This window comes from Actinomadura fibrosa (assembly GCF_900659615.1).
In the GTDB taxonomy this organism is placed as follows: Bacteria; Actinomycetota; Actinomycetes; order Streptosporangiales; family Streptosporangiaceae; genus Spirillospora; species Spirillospora fibrosa.
In genome coordinates, this window is record NZ_CAACUY010000050.1 from 1 (window position 1) to 16338 (window position 16338).

General features: G+C 72.0%; 15 protein-coding genes. 7 read left to right on the forward strand and 8 right to left on the reverse strand.

The window, feature by feature from the left end; translation table 11 throughout:
• The 3 genes from E1300_RS54335 to E1300_RS19070 all read right to left on the reverse strand — a co-directional run.
• Positions 1-261, reverse strand: a 261-nt coding sequence (locus tag E1300_RS54335) for a hypothetical protein (RefSeq protein ID WP_131758374.1), incomplete at its 3' end; no start/stop codon positions are given.
• Between the two features lie 146 nt (positions 262-407).
• Positions 408-1172: a siderophore-interacting protein gene (locus E1300_RS19065; protein WP_207399841.1), complete on the reverse strand. Its 765-nt coding sequence runs from the start codon at positions 1170-1172 to the stop codon at positions 408-410.
• An 82-nt stretch (positions 1173-1254) separates the two neighbouring features.
• Entirely contained in the window at positions 1255-2763 is a 1509-nt protein-coding gene (locus E1300_RS19070; RefSeq protein ID WP_131758375.1) for an MFS transporter, read from the reverse strand.
• Positions 2764-2939: 176 nt separating this feature from the next.
• Between E1300_RS19070 and E1300_RS19075 the strand changes: the two genes are divergently transcribed.
• On the forward strand, positions 2940-3854 hold the full coding sequence (locus tag E1300_RS19075) for a LysR family transcriptional regulator (protein ID WP_207399842.1): 915 nt from the start codon (positions 2940-2942) through the stop codon (positions 3852-3854).
• 85 nt (positions 3855-3939) lie between these two features.
• Positions 3940-5037, forward strand: a complete 1098-nt coding sequence (locus E1300_RS19080; RefSeq protein ID WP_131758376.1) for a winged helix DNA-binding domain-containing protein — start codon at positions 3940-3942, stop codon at positions 5035-5037.
• A 22-nt stretch (positions 5038-5059) separates the two neighbouring features.
• On the opposite strand, the gene E1300_RS19085 is transcribed toward E1300_RS19080, so the two are convergent.
• Positions 5060-6568, reverse strand: coding sequence for a long-chain-fatty-acid--CoA ligase (locus tag E1300_RS19085; protein WP_207399843.1), 1509 nt, complete (start codon positions 6566-6568; stop codon positions 5060-5062).
• A gap of 253 nt (positions 6569-6821) precedes the next feature.
• Between E1300_RS19085 and E1300_RS19090 the strand changes: the two genes are divergently transcribed.
• The 3 genes from E1300_RS19090 to E1300_RS19100 all read left to right on the forward strand — a co-directional run bounded on the left by E1300_RS19090 (position 6822) and on the right by E1300_RS19100 (position 9939).
• Positions 6822-7094: a hypothetical protein gene (locus tag E1300_RS19090; protein WP_131758378.1), complete on the forward strand. Its 273-nt coding sequence runs from the start codon at positions 6822-6824 to the stop codon at positions 7092-7094.
• A 290-nt stretch (positions 7095-7384) separates the two neighbouring features.
• Entirely contained in the window at positions 7385-8383 is a 999-nt protein-coding gene (locus tag E1300_RS19095; protein ID WP_131758379.1) for an AurF N-oxygenase family protein, read from the forward strand.
• A gap of 239 nt (positions 8384-8622) precedes the next feature.
• Positions 8623-9939, forward strand: a complete 1317-nt coding sequence (locus E1300_RS19100; protein ID WP_207399844.1) for a DUF2786 domain-containing protein — start codon at positions 8623-8625, stop codon at positions 9937-9939.
• Between the two features lie 67 nt (positions 9940-10006).
• On the opposite strand, the gene E1300_RS19105 is transcribed toward E1300_RS19100, so the two are convergent.
• On the reverse strand, positions 10007-10222 hold the full coding sequence (locus tag E1300_RS19105) for a helix-turn-helix domain-containing protein (RefSeq protein ID WP_131758380.1): 216 nt from the start codon (positions 10220-10222) through the stop codon (positions 10007-10009).
• Between the two features lie 380 nt (positions 10223-10602).
• Positions 10603-11079: an aminoglycoside 6'-N-acetyltransferase gene (aac(6'), locus tag E1300_RS19110; RefSeq protein ID WP_131758381.1), complete on the reverse strand. Its 477-nt coding sequence runs from the start codon at positions 11077-11079 to the stop codon at positions 10603-10605.
• Between the two features lie 129 nt (positions 11080-11208).
• Here aac(6') and E1300_RS19115 point away from each other — a divergent pair, with 129 nt between their 5' ends.
• Both E1300_RS19115 and E1300_RS19120 read left to right on the forward strand, forming a co-directional pair.
• Positions 11209-12171 (forward strand): hypothetical protein, encoded by a 963-nt coding sequence (locus tag E1300_RS19115; protein WP_131758382.1) that lies wholly within the window; start codon positions 11209-11211, stop codon positions 12169-12171.
• 986 nt (positions 12172-13157) lie between these two features.
• Entirely contained in the window at positions 13158-13937 is a 780-nt protein-coding gene (locus E1300_RS19120) for a hypothetical protein (protein ID WP_131758383.1), read from the forward strand.
• A gap of 457 nt (positions 13938-14394) precedes the next feature.
• Here E1300_RS19120 and E1300_RS19125 read toward each other — a convergent pair whose 3' ends face one another.
• Complete coding sequence (locus E1300_RS19125) at positions 14395-15081, reverse strand: alpha/beta hydrolase (RefSeq protein ID WP_131758384.1); 687 nt, start codon at positions 15079-15081, stop codon at positions 14395-14397.
• Positions 15082-15671: 590 nt separating this feature from the next.
• Positions 15672-16247 carry a hypothetical protein gene (locus tag E1300_RS19135; protein ID WP_207399845.1) on the reverse strand — a complete coding sequence of 192 codons (576 nt, stop codon included), beginning with the start codon at positions 16245-16247 and terminating at the stop codon, positions 15672-15674.
• Positions 16248-16338: the final 91 nt, after the last annotated feature.

Consider the following 16338-nt stretch of genomic DNA (forward strand, 5'->3'; position numbering starts at 1 on the left):
AGATCTACACTCTTTCCCTACACGACGCTCTTCCGATCTCTGCGCGGGCGGCGCTCCCGCCCGCTCGATCCGCCGCTCGGCCAGCACGGCCATCAGCGCGCGGGCGGTGTCGGCGTCCATCCGGAGCAGGACGCTCGGCGTCCCGGTCTGGTCGACGAATGGGGAGACCGAGGGGGCCGCTGCCAGCTGCGGGAGCGCCGCCCGCATCTCCTCACGGAGATCCTGGGCCAGCCGCAGCGCCTGTCGGTCGCTGTCGTTCAAGTGTGCGGTCATCGCGATCTCCGGGGAGTTCACGTGCGGGGGTCCGGGGCAATCCTGCTAGGAATGGCGTGCAGGTGCAAGGGCTGATGCACGTGCATTCTGGAAAATATTGGCCCGTAACCCCGGCCGCCGCCGCTCGTTGAGGATCACTCCAGGCCGCGCCTCCCCGGCGTCCAGAACGGCTTGACCTGCACCGACCGGCGCGGCCAGCCCCGCTCGTCCACCAGGTGCGCCCGGACGGCCTGCACGGTGCGCGCCTCCCCCGCCACGTAGGCGGTCCCCGGCTCGTCCGGGAGATCGAGCGCGCGCACCGCGTCCACGAGGACCCCGGACGACGCTGCGGCGGCGTCGCCCCGATGGCACCAGGACAGCTCCGCGGCCCGGGGCAGCGGGAGCGCGTCCTCGGGCCGCGCGGTCTCGATCGCCCCGAACACGGCCTCGTCCGCCGGCAGGGCGCGCAGCATGGCGCCGAACGGGACCGACGCCGTCTCCTCTCCGGCGAAAAGGTGGTACGCGCCGGTCCGCAGCGCGAACTTCCCCTCGGGCTTACCGAAGACGACCTCGTCCCCGGGACGGGCGTTCCGTGCCCAGCGCGCCCCCGGCCCGTCCCCCGGATGGTCCATGACGCACAGCTCCATGACGCCGGCGGACGGGTCGTAGTCCCACACCGAGTACGTCCGGAGGGCGTTGCGGACGGCGCCGCTGACCCACGTCCGCGCGGCGGTGATGTCGGCGACATGGACGCGGACCTGCTGGCCGGGCGTCCACTCCAGGCCGGGCACCCCGCCGAGGCGGATCCAGCGCATCCGGCCGGGCGCGGGCCGGACGTCCTCGACGCGGCCGCGGACGAACATCAGGTCGAGCAGCCTCTTCCGGACCCCGCGCGCGGGGACACGCTGTTCCGTCGCCACACCCACTCCCTCGGTCACGATATATCTCGTCCGTCGACGAGACACGATATATCTCCATTGCCGCCACCGCCAGGGGGCGATCTCACCTGGCCGCGCGGTCCCGTCCCGGCACGCCGAGCGCGACGAGCAGTCCCGCGGCGAGCACGATGACCGCGACGACCCGGTACCCGGCCGACATGGCGCCGGTGAAGGCGTCGATGACCTGCGCGCGCGTCGCCGCCCCTCCGCCGCCGGCGTCCGCGACGGTGAGGGCCTCGCCCGCCGAGTGGGCGTGGCCCGCCAGCGCGGTCGGCAGGGCGTCCGCGAACCGGCCGGTGAGGACCGTTCCGAGCACGGCCACGCCGAGCGCGCTGCCGATCTCCCGCGCGGCCCCGTTCAGCCCCGAGCCGAGGCCGGACCGCGCCGGCGGCAGCGAGGCCATGACCCCGACCGACAGCGGCGGCACGCACAGGCCCATGCCGAGCGACATCACGAAGAGGATGCCCGCATAGAGCCAGTAGGGCGTCGCGGCGTCCGCGAAGGACAGCGCACCGAGGCCCACGGCGAGCGTCACCATCCCCACCGCGACCACGGGACGGGCTCCGAACCGCCGCGCGAGGCCGACGCTGCGCCGCGAGACGAGGATCATCCCGACCACCAGCGGGGCGATCGCGATGCCGGTGACCAGCGGCGAGAACCCCTTGGCGTACTGGAGGTACTGGGCGTTGACGAAGAAGAGCGCGAACAGGCCGAAGAACGACAGCCCCACTCCCAGCACGCCGGCGCGCAGCGGAGCGATCGCGAACACCCTCGGGTCGAGCAGCGGATGCGCGGCCCGCAGCGCGTGCCCGACGAACACGGCGAGCAGCACGGCCGCGCATGCGAAGCCGCCGAGCACCGGCGCGGACGCCCAGCCGCGCTCGGGCCCCTCGATGATCCCGAACAGCAGGGCGAACAGCGCGGCGGTGAGCAGCGCGGCGCCGGGCAGGTCCAGGTCGGCGGGATGCCGGTCCCCGCGCGGGGCGAGCCGCGCGACGAGGACGCCGAGCACGGCGGCGAGGGGCGCCCCCGCGACGAAGAGGGCCTGCCAGGGCAGCCACTCCAGCACGGCGCCGCCGCCGAGGTTCCCGACGGCGCCCGCGACGCCGGTGGCGGCCGTCCAGGTGGCGATGGCCTGGGGCCGCCTCGCCGGCTCGGTGACCTGGAGGAGGAGGGACAGGGTCGCGGGCATGATCAGCGCGGCGCCGGCCCCGGTCACGAGCCGGCCCGCGATCAGGACGGCGACGCCGGGCGCCGCCGCCGACACCAGGCATCCGGCCGTGAACACGCCGAGCCCGGTGAGCAGCGCGCCCTTGCGGCCGTACCGGTCGCCGAGGGCTCCGGCGGGGATCAGCAGGCAGCCGAACACGAGGACGTAGGAGTCCACGATCCACAGCAGCTCCGTGGACGAGGGGTCCAGCGAGCTCGCCGACAGCTTCGGGATGGCCAGGTTGATGGCGGCGACCATCGCCACCACCAGCACGACGCACGCCGACATCAGCGGCGCCATCCCGCGCGCCGGGGGGCTTCCGTGCCCCGGGGACGCGGAAGCGCGGGCAGCATCGATCGACATGGGGGTACCTCGGAGTTCGCTCGGAGTTCGCTCAGGTGAGCTCGGAAGGCGCGGTGAACGCGCCGTGATCGGGCGGAGGGGGGATGTCCCGGGCCGCGCACCCTCCGCCTGACACCACCGTAGGCTGGCCCTGACTTGCCTTCAAATGCATCTTTTGCAGTCGAGGAGTGCGTCCAGTGCAATCCAGAATGGACCTGAACCTGCTCGTCGCGCTGGACGCCCTCCTGGAGGAGGGCAGCGTGACCGGCGCCGCGGAGCGCCTGCACCTGTCCGGCCCGGCGATGAGCCGGACGCTCGGACGGATCCGCAAGGCCCTCGGCGACCCGGTGCTGGTCCGCTCCGGCCGAGCGATGGTCCCGACGCCGCGCGCGCTCGCCGTCCGCGCCGAGGTGCACGAGCTCGTCCAGCGCGCGCGGACGCTGTTCTCCGCCGGCGGCGACCTCGACCCGGCCACGCTGACCGGCGCCTTCACGCTCCAGGCCGAGGAGGGCACCGTCGCGGTGATCGGCGGCCCGCTGCTGGAGCGCGTCCACCGCGAGGCGCCGGACGTCACGCTGCGGTTCCTCGCCGAGGGCCCGCGTGACACCCACGCCCTGCGCCGCGACACCGTCGACCTGGAGATCGGCGTCATCGGCGAGCACCCGGACACGAGGATCGAACCGCTCCTGGAGGACCGCTTCATCTCCGTGGTCCGGCCCGGCCACCCCCTGGCGGGCCGCGAGCCGTCGCTGGCGGAGTGGACGGCCGCGGCGCAGCTCGTCAACACCCGCCGCGGCCGCCTGACCGGGCCCATGGACGAACTGCTCGCCGGCATGGGCCGCTCCCGGAGCCTCGCCGGCACGGTGCCGAACGTCAGCACGGCCCTGCTCCTCGTCCAGGAGACGGACTTCATGGGCTTCGCGTCCGAGCGGCTCCATCGCCGCCTGGTGGACCGGCTCGGCCTGGAGCGGGTTCCGGTCCCGCTCGAACTGCCGCCGCTGCACCTGTCGATGGGCTGGCACGTCCGCTACGACGCCGATCCCGCCCACGCCTGGCTGCGCCGCTGCGTCCGGGAGGTCGTCGCCGAGGTCGCGGCCACTCCGCCGCCCTAGGACCGCGCCGTTCCCGTTCCGCTGGAACGTCCGCCGCAGTGAGTAGTGTCGGCCTGCTCGCTGTCTCCCAGGAATGACGGTCGCCATGGCGGAAACCCTCAGTGTCCAGACTCTCAACAGGGCCACGCTGGCACGGCAGCTCCTGCTCGCCCGGGAGCGGATCCCGGTCGCCGACGCGGTCGCACGCCTGTGCGCCATGCAGGCGCAGGAACCCAAGCCGCCCTTCCTGGGTCTGTGGACGCGCGTGGACGGCTTCCAGGCGTCCGACCTCCACACGGCGATGCACGATCGGTCGCTCGTCCGGGCCACGATGATGCGCGCCACGCTGCACCTGGTGACCGCGTCGGACTACATCGCGTTCCGCACGACGATGCAGCCGATGCTCGACACCGCGATGCGCGTGCTGGGCGACCGCGCCGCGGGCCTCGACCTCGAACAGGTCGTGCCTGCCGCACGCGCTTTCCTCCAGGAGGGGCCCCGCACCTTCAACGAGGTGCGCGCCCATCTCCAGGAGGGGTTCCCGGACGTCAACGAGCGCGCCCTCGGCTACGCCGTACGGATGTGCGTGCCGCTGGTGATGGTCCCCACCGAGGACCGGTGGGGCTTCCCCCGGACCTCCCGGTTCGCCCTGGCCGACACATGGCTGGACGCTCCGCTCGCGCCCCCCGCGCTCGACTCCCTGATGCTGCGCTACCTGGCGGCCTTCGGCCCCGCGTCCGCCGCCGACGCGCAGACCTGGTCAGGGCTCCCCGCGCTCGGCGAGGTCTTCGACCGGCTCCGCCCCGGCCTCCGCGTCTTCGCCGACGACAAGGGCCGCGAGCTGTTCGACCTGCCCGACGCGCCGCGCCCGGCCGAGGACGTCCCCGCTCCGGCGCGCTTCCTGCCGGAGTTCGACAGCCTCGTCCTCGCCCACGCGGACCGCAGGCGGATCATCGCCGACGCCCACCGCCCGTCCCTCACGACGAAGAACCTCCGCGTCCGGGCCGTCTTCCTCTGGGACGGCTTCGCCCACGGCACCTGGGAGCTGGAGTACAAGCGCAGGATCGCCACGCTCCGCCTCCGCCCCTTCGAGCCCCTCCCCTCGTCCGCCCTGGCGGCTCTGACCACCGAAGGCGAGGCGCTTCTCCGCTTCGCCGAACCGGCCGCCAAGGAGGCCCGCGTCGAAGTCGCCGAACCCGTGTGATCCTCGAACGGGCCCCGGAGGCTCAGGCGATGGTGCGGCCCAGGCCCTCCCAGTAGGGGGCGCGCAGGTCCTTCTTGAGGATCTTGCCGCTCGGATTGCGGGGCAGCGCCTCGACGAAGTCGACCGAGCGGGGCCGCTTGAAGCCGGCCAGCCGCTCGCGGGCGTAGGCGATGACCTCGTCCGCATCGAGGCCGGCACCGGGCGCGCGGACCACGACGGCCTTGACGGTCTCGCCCCACCGCTCGTCCGGGACGCCGATGACCGCGACGTCCGCGATGCCGGGGTGGGCGGCGAGGACCTCCTCCACCTCGATCGGGTACACGTTCTCGGCCCCGGTGACGATCATGTCCTTGATCCGGTCGGTGAGGAACAGGTAGCCCTCGTCGTCGACGTAGCCGGCGTCGCCCGTGCGGAGCCAGCCGTCCCCGGCGAGGAGCCGCGCGGTCTCCTCGGGCCGCTTCCAGTACCCCGGCGTGTTCTGCGCCGAGCGGACCAGCACCTCGCCGACCTCCCCCGGCGCCCGCTCCGCGTCCCCGCCCGGCTCGGTGATCCGCACCTCGACCCACGCGTACGGGCGCCCGGCCGAGCGCATGAGGCGGGCGCGCGGCCCCCCGGGATCGTGGTCCTCGGGATCGAGCTGGACGATCGCGCCGGTCGTCTCCGTCATCCCGTAGAGCTGGAACAGCGGCGCCCTGAACGTGTCGAGCGCGCGGCGCAGCGCCTCGGACGTGATCGGCGACGCGCCGTAGGTGATCGCCCGCAGCGCCGAGTAGTCCCGTCCGGCGGCGCCCGGCACCTGGCACATGAACTGGAGCACGGCCGGGACGATGAACGCGTTCGTGATCCGCTCGCGCTCGAAGACGTCCACCAGCGCGACCGGGTCGATGTCGCGCACGAGCACCTGCCGGCAGCCCGCGTACAGCCCGGCGAGGGCCCAGCCGCTGCCGCCGATGTGGAACAGGGGCATCGGGACGAGGCTCACCGACGAGCCGTCCAGCCGCCACCGGGCGGCCATCCGCTCGCCCACCTCGAAGTTCGCGTTGCTGAGCTGGACGCCCTTCGGGACTCCGGTCGTCCCCGACGTGTAGAGCTGCACCACGATGTCGCCGGGCTCGCCGACGAAGCCCGGGTCGTCGGCGGGATGGCCGGCGAGCCAGCGCTCGTACCCGTCCCCCGTCAGGACGACGCGTCCCGGCAGGTCGCCGGCCAGGGACGCGAACTCGGCGTCGAGCACCGTCACCGCCGCCTCCGCGTCGGCGACGATCGCCGCGATCTCCGCCGGGGTCAGCCGCCAGTTGACGGGCGCCGTCACCGCGCCGATCTTCGCCGCGCCGAACAGCACGTCGAAGAACTCCGGCGCGTTCTTGCCGACGTAGGCGACCCGCGAGCCGTATCCGAGCCCCGCGGCCTCCAGGGCGCGCGCGGCCCAGCTGGAGCGCTCGTCGAGCTCCGCGTAGCCGACGGTGCGGCCGTCCCCGGTGAGGGCGGGCGCCGCCCCGCGCTCGCGCGCGTGGTCACGGACGATGGACACGACGCGGTATCCCACGGCGACCCCTTCCGAATGACATTCGGTTACCCTCCGACCCTATCCGGGCCGCACTAGGCTGGGAAAGCCGCCGGAGCGGTCACGCGCCGTCATGACGCTGCGAGCGTGCCCGGCTGCGAATGGTGATCAATCTGATATCCGCACTGATTGAAAGATCCACCAAACCGGTTCAAGCTGTCCCCGACGCCAGGAATGACCCGCCCGTTCCTTTCCGACCGACCGCCGACAGGACGCGAGCATGTTCGAGATCTGGGAGACCAGCGAGCCGGCGCGGCTCATCAGCGACGCGGGCAGCCTGAAGATCGCGCTCGAGAAGGTCGACACGATGTGCCGGCTGCGCCACGACCAGGCCGCCGCGCACGTCGGCGACCCCGCGGAGGGCTACCACTTCGAGATCAGGGACGCCGACGGCAAGGCGCTCGCCCGCCTCAGCTACGTGCCCGACACCTCCCGCGACTACCAGAGCGTCGTCGTCGACGAGATGCGCGGAGACGGACACAGCATCAGCTGACACCACTTTTCGGACATCCGGTCCTCTGACCGCCCCCGGCCATCTCGCCGGACCCGGCCCGCGCACGCCCCGCGATCGCCGCAGGCCGCCGCCCCCGTCCCGGCGCGCACGCGGCGCGACGGCGCCGTTGACCGTCCTCGACCGCCGAACCTACGTTGACATGCGTGCGCCCGCCCCACGGGCCCGGTACCCGCCACCGCGGCCAGGGGCGCCCACACCCGCGCACGGCCCGAACACGTCAAGCCGGCGGACGCCAGGTCCCCGCATCTTCGACGGTGGAGGGAGCGGTCATGCCCCGAGCACGGACCCCGGAGACCGACGAGCAGGACGCGGTGTACGAGAAGGCCCTGCGGCGCCTCTCCAAGGCGTCGGTGGAGAAGCACTGGGAGCCGTACGCCGACATCCCCTGGGACGACCCCGACAGCGCCATCGACCCGGAGGACCCGCGCTGGATCCTCCCGAAGGTCGACCCTCTCGGCTCCCACCCCTGGTACCTCGCCCAGCCCGAGGACGTCCAGGCCCGCATCGGGCTGTGGCGCCAGGCGAACGTCTGCAAGGTCGGCATGCAGTTCGAGAACGTGCTGAAGCGCGGCCTGCTCACCTACGCCTACCGCCTGCCCAACGACTCCCCCGAGTTCCGGTACGTCTACCACGAGATGATCGAGGAAGGCCATCACGGGATGATGTTCCAGGAGTTCGTCAACCGCAGCGGCACGCCCGTCGAGGGCATGCCCTGGCCGGTCCGGCTCCTCGGCGAGCTCACCCAGCCGTTCAGCGTCTTCGCGCCCACCCTGTTCTTCTTCTTCGTCCTCGCCGGCGAGGAGCCCATCGACCACGTCCAGCGCCGCATGCTCCGCGACGGCTCCGCCCGCCACCCGATCCTCACCCGGATCATGACGATCCACGTCGCCGAGGAGGCCCGCCACATCTCCTTCGCGCACCGCTTCCTGCGCCGCCGCGTCCCCCGCATGCCCGCGCCGCAGCGGTTCGTCCTCAGCCTCGCCGTCCCGCCCACCATGAAGCTCGGCGCCCTGTTCATCCTCACGCCGCCCGCCGCCATGGGCCGCCGCTTCCAGATCCCGGACGAGGTCCTCAAGCACACCTACTGGGCCGCCGAGGACTCCCAGCGCCTCATCTCCCGCGCCGTCTCCAACGTCCGCGAGCTGTGCTCCGACATCGGCCTGATCAACCCCGTCAGCAAGCAGGTCTGGCGGGCCCTGCGCATCTGGGAGGACTCCCCCGCCATGGCCGAACTGCCGCCACTGGAAGGGGAGAAGTCCCCCACCTGAACACGGCGCGACCGGGTCGCGCCGGCCGGGGCCGCACAGTCCGTGAGTCCAGCGGAAGACCCCAGTACAGGAGGCGGACGGCCTCCTGTGATCGGACGCCGGGTGATGCTCGGACGTGGCGGCGTCCCAAGCGAACGATCGGCGAACTCCGGGTTCGGGAGCAGGTCCCCGCACGGGAACGGACGCGTGCGTGGCAGGATCGTCGGGCCAAGTGCGAAGCCTCGACGACGGGAGTACCGGTGCGGAAGGCGTGGTGGCGACCACGGTCCGGGGAGGCGGGGACGAGGTCGAGCGGGCCCTCGCTCGCGGAGGCGGCCGAGGAGCTGACGGCCGAGGCCGTGCGCGCGGTCGCCCGGGAGGACGGTGCCGCGTTCCGGTACCTGGTCGGCGAGCTGGCCGGGCGCCCGGAGCCCGGCGGATGGGCCCGCGCCGTCGACCGCTGCCTCGCCGGGCGGCTGCGGCAGGGGATCACCGCGGCGTGGGAGCGGAACTGGCAGCCGGCGGACGTCGTCCGCTTCGCCGGACGGCGCTACACGGCCCGGCACGGGCGCCTGGCGGCCGACGCGATCGCCGCGGAGATGCGCGCCTACTCCGCCGCGACGGTGGACGACCAGTGGCGCGAGCAGCTCGCGGCCCTCGGCGCCGAGGTCTGGTGGGAGGACGACGACGAGCACCCGGCCGCGTGGTGCGGGCGCGAGCGCGTGGACCGCGCCGTCATGGTCGCCTGCGCCGTCGAGCTCCTCCACCTCCTGCAAGGCCTGCCCAGGCTGGCGAGCATCGGCTCGCGGCCAGGGACGCCCCGCACGGAGACCTCGGCCCCGCCGCAGGCCCGCGTCCGCGAGGTCGATCAGCGGATGCTCGCCAAGGTGCGGGCTCTGCTGGCCAAGGCCGAATCGACGGAGTTTCCTGAAGAGGCCGAGGCCCTGAGCGCGCGCGCTCAGGAGCTCATAGCGCGCCACAGCATCGACCATGCGCTGCTGGCCGCGGAGACAGGCGACCAGGGCGGCCCCGCCGGTCGCCGCGTGGCGGTGGACAACCCCTATGACGCGCCCAAGGCGGTGCTGCTGACGGTCGTGGCGGACGCCAACCGGTGCCGTGCCGTGTGGCACCGGGAGCTGGGCTTCTCCACGGTCCTCGGCTTCACGGCCGATCTGGCGGCGGTGGAGATGCTGTTCACGTCCCTGCTGGTGCAGGCGACAGCGGCCATGGTGCACGCGGGGCCGAGGCGCGACGAGCGGGGACGGTCGCGGACGCGTTCGTTCCGCCACGCTTTCCTCAACGCGTATGCGGCCCGCATCGGGGAGCGGCTGCGGGAGGCGGCCGGAGAGGCGACAAGCCGGGCGGCGGCGGGGTCAGGCGGGAAGGATCTGCTTCCCGTGCTGGCCGCACGCGACCGGGCCGTCGAACGGGCCGTCGACACGATGTTCCCGAACCTGGCCAGGAGCAGGGCGGGTTCGGTCTCGAACTACGAGGGCTGGGTGGCCGGACGGGCGGCGGCAGACCTCGCCAGTCTGAACGGGCGCTCCGAGGTCACCGGGGCGTCTCGCCGTTCCTAGCGCTCGGGGTCCCCCCGGGGGGCGAGGGGGACGTCCGGTCATGCGATCGATCCTTGCGGCTTGGGAGCTACTGGTCCTTCTTGCGGCGGGTGTTGCCGCCGCGCCCGCGCAGCGGGACGCCCGACTCCTTCAGGACGTTGTAGATGAATCCGTACGAACGGCCCGTCTCGGCCGCCAGGTCGCGGATGCTCTCGCCGGCCGCGTAGCGCGGCGCGAGCTCCGCGGCGAGCTGGGTGCGTTCGGCACCGGTGACGCGGGTGCCCCTCGACAGCGTTCGGGTCACGGAGACCTCCTGTTCCGAAGCTGGGCGGCGGGACCGTCCCCGCAGCTCACAGCAGTGTTGATCTACCCAACGTACACATTCCCCCCAATTACGCCCGTGATGCCGCGCGATTCGACGCGAAATCGGCCGAAGCTGGTCTTTTCCACGGTGAGCGGCGTGTCGGAACTAGACACACGGTCCTTGAACCCCAGTGGGAGCGGTGTTCCGGTCCGGTTCTCCGGCCCAGGCGGTCCCACGGATAACGCCCTGCGGTCCACTCCCGGACGAAGCTCACTGGAGCGCGCCATCGGCCCTGGCTGCGACCGGGCTCGCCGTCCAGGGATCACCTTGTGAGCTGAAGCACTCTCCACCAGGCCTGCGGCAGGCGCGGCGGTTGCCGCTCAATCGGCCAGTTCCCGCGCCAGCAGGTCCATCAGGAGCCCGTCCCGCCACTCCCCCGTCAGCGGATCGCGCTCGTACTCGCGCATGATGCCGACCGGCTTGAACCCCACCTTCCCGTAACAACGAATCGCCGCCGCGTTGGCCGCCGCCGGGTCGATGGTGACGCGGTGATGCCCCCGCTCCTGGACGAGCCACCGGGCGAGCGTCCGCACCGCGTCCGTGCCGAGGCCACGCCCTTGGTGCCGCCCGCTCAGAAAGACGTCGATGCTCGCGTGACGGTAATCCTCGTCGAGCTCCTCGTCGTACTGGATGGCCCCGACGACCTCACCGTCATGCACGACCGCGAGCATGCCCTCGAACCCCTCCAGCGGCGCCCACCACGCCGCCACCGCCGGCTCGCGAACGATCTCGTGAAGCTTCTCCGCGTCCTGGCCGGTCGCCGGCCGCAGGACCACCCGTTCGCCCTTGATCTCCATGGCCTCAGTGTCGCCCCCGGACGTCCCTCACCGCGAAGAGATATCCACAGAACGAGGTTCTAGAGGTCTCGCCGACACCGGCGGACACATGCTGGCCGTGTCCTCGTCAGGCAAGGAAGGAACGGCGCAATGGCTACGATCACTTTTCCCGTCCCGTCGACCACGACCGCGCGCTTCGCCGTGGCGGCCGAACATGTACCGCACGACCTGCCCGCCCTGCTCCTGCGCGACTCGTCTGCCGCGTTCGCGGCACATTTCGCCGGACGGCTCGGCACAGCCCAGCTGGAGGTCAGACACGAGGACCTCGCCTGCCTCCGGTGGGATCCCACCCGCATCCGAGCCGCACTCCCCGAGCAGCGGCGAGCCGAACGGGTCTTCCACGAGGCCGACGAGTTCGCCGTCGTCACCGCCTGCGCGCCGATCACCGACCAGCCCCGCGCCGTCCAGGTCGCCCGCGCCGCCGCCCACGCCCTCGCCAACGCCACCGGAGGAGTCGCCGCCGACCTCGTCACCGGGCACATCCTCGCCCCTCCCACCGCCGAACGGACGAGCTTCGTCCTGGCCGACGACTGGCTGGGCGACGTGCTGCCTCCGTTCCGGGCGAACGGCCGATGTACGGCACCCGAGCCCGAACGCGACCCCGAAGGCGTGAACGGCTGCTCCTGCGTCCACCTGCGGACCCGCGGTCTCCGCCGCTTCGGCCTCCCCGAACTCCAGATCACGGACGTCGCCTGCCCGCACGACCTCGCCGCGCTGAACGTCCTGCGCACCGCGGCCCGGCGCCTGCTGACCGACCACTGGTCCTGGCTGAGCACCGGTCCCGCGGCCTCCACCCGCACGATCGACGCGCACATCGCCATCACCGAAGGCGACTTCAAAGACTTCTGGGGATCCACCCGCCGCGAGCGCCTGACCTCCTCCACCCCCTTCCAAGCCCGCCTCGACCTCGTGACCCCGCGCCTCCTCGCCGTAGGCGCCCCAGACGATTTCGAGGGGACGCTCAACGAATGGCTCTGGGGCGACGCACTTCCGCTCGGCCTTTACGACGTCCTCAGTTCCCCGGCCGACACCCCACTTCCCAAAGCCGCATGAAACGGCTGGAACGTCACCGACCGGGCTCCGGCCTCGCGGCCACAGGTGCATCACCGGGTGCCGCGGTGATGCATCCGCAGAGTGAGTTGCATCTGCCGACAGGCGAGGAACCGCCGCCCAGAAACCCGCAAGGTGAGCTACGCGAAGCGACGTGCTCAGGTCCCCGACCGGCCCGACGCGACCCTCGCCCACGAGGCGTCGCCTTCTCCGAAGCGATGTCGGCGACACAGGCTTCGAAGCGCGAGCGCGCCGAGCATCCGCCCATCGGCCGACGATCCAGTGTGCCCACTGAGACAACGCCCGTTCCGACCCCCGGCAGGCGGTGACCCACGCTTCCTCGCGTCCGGCGGGTAGTCGCACCGCGATGCCCGAGTGGGAGCACCACCCTCACCCCGATGGACCGCCGTCGATCGATCAAGACAATCGACTGTCACCAATGTTCAACGCTGCGTAGCCAAATTGACTACGATCGGCATTCACGGTGACCAACGCGATCCCCCGGGGCGAAGATGAACCGTTTCCTGGCTGATCCCAGACTGACCGACGTCGTCGGCGAGATCCTCCGCTGCACCTGCGGAGTCCTGGGCTGCACGGCGATGGCCGGTGCCATCTCGCTCGGCTTCTCCGCACCGGCCGGCGCGGCCATGCAGAGCGAGCCCGATCCCCGTAGACCCATACCGTCCATCTGCCGCCATCCCGGAGGCATCGGCGACTGGTACACCGCCCGGATGTGCAAGGAGGCCTGGTTGGCGATGTACGAGAAATCCATGAAGAGACGTACGCACCGCGGCCCGGACGCGCCTCGGCCAAGCCGCCCCGCACCGACTCCGGAGACCGAGACCCGCGTCCCGCCTCCCAGACCGGCGAAGAAGCCGGTCCCCAAGCCGACCAGAACGGCACGGCCCAGCCCCACCAAGCCCGCAGCGCCCGCGTCACCCGCCCTGCCCCCTCCGACCGAGAGTTCTCCCGCACCGGCCCCCACCCGCGTGCGCGAACAGGCCGCCGACCAGGAGTCGCGCACCCGTTCCCTCCAGCCCGTACTGCTGCTGGGCCTCCTCCTCCCCGCCGCAGCCGCGATCTGCTACCCCTTCCGGCACCGCATCTACGCCGCCGCGACCGCGAGTCCTCTCCTGACGGCGGCTCCCGTCGTACCGCCCCCCAGGACGCACACCGTCCACCTCACCTACCGACCGGCCCTCGACCCCTTCGCCACGTCCGCCATGGGGCTCTCAGGCCCTGGAGCGGTCGCCACGGCCCGCCTGCTCGCCCTGGCCGCACTCAGCGAGCATGGCGACACCTCGCTCCTCGTCATCCCCCGCTCCGACGCGACCATCCTGTTCGGGCTGGACGAGGACGAACTCCTCGACGACGCCCCCGCGGGGCTGTTCATCCCCGGCAACCTCGACGCGGCACTCGCCTACCTGGAGACAGAGCTCGCCATCCGCAAGAGCACCGGAGTGACCCAGGGGCGACGCCTCCTCCTGGTGGCCGACTGCGAGAACGAGTCCTCCCGCATCCGCGACCTCCTCGCCCGCCACCCAGGTGGCGTCTCAGCGATCCTCCTCGGAGGATGGAAGGGCGACCGCGCGGTCGTCGACGACGACGGCTTGGTCGATGCGCCTCCCAACCTGGCGGCCTGCCTGCCGGACCGCCTGCCCACGATGTCCCGGACCGAGGCCCGCGACCGCCTCCACGCGGCCCTAGCGGGCCACCAGCAGCCGAAACGGCGCCCCTCCGGCCGACGCTCCGGCCCGAAACGGGCCTGACCCGTCAAGCCCGCCCCAATCCCCGCGACACCCACCCGGGAGGCCCACCACACCCTGAAGCCCACACACACCCTGAAGATGACGCTCTGAAGGTCACGCCCCCTGAACGTCCGTAGCCCCCGAAGGCCCGTCCACCTCAAGCCACCGCATCCAGAAACCACCACCTCGGGGGCCGACACCTGAGCGCCGTCCCCACTCCAAAGGGCCCATCACCCACACCATGGGCAGCCAAGCAACGCACAGACGAAACTCAAGAACCACCTAACTGAAGGACAACCCGCCTCAAAAACGACCAGTTGAAGGAAGACCCGCATCAAGGACGACCTGACTCAAGGACGACCCGCCCCAGGAACGACCTGACTCAAGGACACTCGCCTCAGGAACGACCCGCCCTCAGGAACGACCCGCCTCAGGGACGGCCTGCCCCAGGGACGGCTTGCCCCAGGGACGACCCGCCTCAGGGAACGTCCGTGTACCCCTCCAGCAGATCCGCCAGGTCCTTCGGACGGCTGAGCGCGACGCAGTGCCCGGCGGCGATCTCGTCCGGCACGATGCCGAGCCGCTCGGGCACCAGCCGACGGAAGAAGGCGGGTGGGAAAAACCGATCCTGCTCGCATAGGACGAACCTCGTCGGGACGTCCGGCCAGGCCTTGAGCGGCCAGGGAGCGTTCATGGAGGCCGCGGACGGATGCGCACGCTCCATGCGCATCGCCTGGTCGGCCAGTTCGCGCGGCACGTCCTGGTAGAAGCTGATGTACGGGTCGTCGTTGCCGGTAGCGCCGCCGTCACGGGCGGCCTGCTCCCGCACGGCTTCGTGGTAGCCGGTGTTGGACCACCAGTCCCCGGGAGCCTCCCCCGGAGACGGAATCATCGCGGCGACCAGGACCAGCACGTTGGCCCTGAGCCGCTCGGCGACCAAGGGCGCGGTGAACCCGCCGAACGAATGCCCCACGACGGCGAGGTCCTGGCGCCCGCCGACGGCCTCGACCACGGCATCGGCGTAATCGGTCAGGGTCGCGACCTCATCGCCGGCGGGAAGGCCAGGGGCGACGGTGTCGTGGCCGCGAGCGCGCAACTCGGCCTCCACCAGATGCCAGTACCAGCCGGCGTCGCCCCCACCATGGATCAGGACGAACGTACTCATCAGCGGCGTTCCTCCCCGCTACGGCCCGTACCGCCTCCTAGCTGCCGAGCGACACGCGCCAACACCGCGCAGGAGAAGGTGATCCCAGCACCTGCCCAGTCAATCGGAATGAAACACCCAAGTCGAGGCGCATCAGCCAGCCAGCCGTTCGGCCCTGCGCCGAGCCAGTACCCCGCGCTCGTTATTAAGCGACGAGCCCTCCGCTTCCATAACAGCGTCCAGCAGGCAGGTCCAGCAGAGCCTGCCGCAGGGCACATGGACAAGATCGATCGCCTGAAGCGTCGCGGCCGTACCCACGCCGATCCACCGGGCCTGCGCCAGGCAGTCCAGAGAGGTGCCCGCCCACACCTGCGACCAGCCGACCGTGATCAGCAGACCCCGCCACGGTCTGCTCCAGCCACTCACCCTCCCCGCAGCCGAGAACGCACTCGAAGCTCCGCACGCTCACCAACGGCCACGCCCCGCCGATCAGACTGAAGACACCTGGGCCCGCGCCAGTGCCTCGGGCCGCCGCCCAGGCCGGACAGCCGCAGACCGCTCCTGCGACGGCTGCGTCCCTTCCCTCGGCGCCTGATCGCGGCCGACCACCTCTATCGGGACGTCTCCGGCTCGGAGCGGGCGGTCCCAGCGGCAGTGGACTCGGCGACGGCGGTCTCGGCCGGCAACGGCGCGGCGTCGCCGAAGACCTTGTCGACGGTCCTGAGCCGCAACTCCTCAAGGAGGGCGATCTGACTCTCGGCGCGCTCCAGCAACAGGCGCAGGGCACCGGCGTCCAGGTCCGGCTCCCGATCGGCGAGGACGAGCAGCGTTCGCCACCCGGCGGCCTTCCCCTCGACCGCCAGCCGCAGAGCCTCCAGCTCGATCAGGTCGCTCAGCGGCGCCCGCGTGCGCAGCCGCCCGTTGAGCTTGAGCCGCGCCGCCTTCTCGGCACCCCACATCGCCACGCTCTTGTACCGGCGGACCGGTATCCCCAGCGCCCCCGCGATCGACAGCAGCGCCCCGCGGTCGGCGGCGATCTCCTCGGCCAGCCGCGCCAGCCGCTCCGCCCCGTCCGACCCGCGGTGGACCCGCGCCACCCGCCGGGCCAGCTCCACCCCGCCGGCCGCGCCGGCCAGATGATCGTTCAGATAGATCCCCAGGGAGGCCCGGGCCTCGTTCGCCACCATGCGCCACCTTTACCCGGCAATCACCATATAAACGGCAAAACAGTTAAGGCGGCGACGGACGTCTCCGCGCGGCCGGAACCGGAGGACAGCG